The organism is Microvirga aerilata (assembly GCF_016743775.1).
Taxonomy (GTDB): domain Bacteria; phylum Pseudomonadota; class Alphaproteobacteria; order Rhizobiales; family Beijerinckiaceae; genus Microvirga; species Microvirga aerilata.
In genome coordinates this window covers 1-1413 of the sequence record NZ_JAEQMY010000273.1, presented here as the reverse complement: position 1 = coordinate 1413, position 1413 = coordinate 1, and the positions used below count along the sequence as shown (strand labels likewise).

1 protein-coding gene is annotated in these 1413 nt (G+C 60.7%); it reads left to right on the top strand.

Translation table 11 applies throughout. From position 1 onward, the window contains the following. Positions 1–285 precede the first annotated feature (285 nt). Positions 286–1077: a class I SAM-dependent methyltransferase gene (locus tag JKG68_RS32295; RefSeq protein WP_202066514.1), complete on the top strand. Its 792-nt coding sequence runs from the start codon at positions 286–288 to the stop codon at positions 1075–1077. Positions 1078–1413 lie beyond the last annotated feature (336 nt).

The following is a 1413-nucleotide window of genomic DNA, read 5'->3' as shown; positions in this document are numbered from 1 at the left end:
GTCTGTGAGGAGGCGACCCGCCAGCCGGCCCTCTCGGATCATCAAGAGCGGAAAGTCTTTTCATAGCACGGGTCGGAAGTTGGCCGAACGTCTGCTCAGGGTGGGAACACCTGCCGTTCCTCACCGGCAGGAAACTATCCAGATTGATACAAGGCGGCGCAGAGTTTGGGCTTTTCATCCGGCTGATCATGCTTGCGCAGACCCAGCTTGCCGCGCGATAATGATGGCCCGCTCGTTCGCCAGCTCTTGGGTGGCCGAACCAAGCGGCAAAGTCTGAGGCACCACATGTCCCCGACTGACCAACTGTTCACGGATGGTGCTGCCTACGAGAGGCTCATGGGCCGCTGGAGCCGCCGCGTCGGTGACGTGTTTATCGACTGGATTGAAGCCCCGAGAGAGCGTCGATGGTTGGACATCGGGTGCGGCACTGGCGTATTCACCGAGCAGGTGATCCTGGGTTGCTCCCCCGCAGCGGTAGTGGGGATCGACCCATCCACAGAGCAACTGGCCTTTGCCCGTGGACGGGGGGAATGGAGCACAGCGAAGTTCCAAGTAGGGGATGCGCAGGACCTTCCGTTTCCGGACAACAGCTTCGACATCGCGGTCATGGCACTGGTCATCCACTTCGTGCCTGATCCAGCCAAGGCGGTCGCCGAGATGTGGCGGGTCCTCGGACCCGGCGGCACTGCGGCAGCATACGTGTGGGACTACAAGAACGCCGGATCGCCCACTGCGCCCCTCGCGGCTGCGATGAGGGGGATGGGTCTTCAGGCACCCACCCCGCCAAGCCCGCAGGTGACCTCATTGACCGCCCTTGAGGAACTCTGGCGAGCCGCTGGCTTCGAGCAGATCGGTAAGCGAGCCATCGACATTGCGGTCGAGTTCGCGGATTTCGAGGAGTTTTGGCAGTCGATGACGGTGCCGGTCGGGCCCGCCGGGAAGGTGATAGCTGCGATGCCGCCGGATGACCTAGCACAATTGCGGAGCGTCCTCGAACAGCAAATGGTGCTTACAGCCGATGGACGTGTCACCTATGAGGCACGTGCGAGCGCCGTCCAAGGTCGTAAGAAAGCCTGAGAAGTTTCGATCTTGGCACCCCTCGGAAGTAAGCCGAAGGTCGGCTTAGCGCACAAGTAGGGACGTTCCTGAAAGCTAGGGATCGTCGCTGGATGACCCTGAGCAGACGTTCGATCTGTTTCTCAAAGGCAGAAAATGAGTGCCTATTCTTCCTACGAGAGCATTGTGCGTCCAACGTGGGAGGACCAGCACCACTACGCTCCGCCAGGGTTGGAGCTCTCAGGCCTTCCGAGATGATAAGAGATGCTTTTACATGTGCCCACGACAGGTCCGTCGAGGTCAGGGCATCCCCAGGGTCTGCCCCTCGAACGGTAAAGCCGCCGGTTGCGTTTTGGT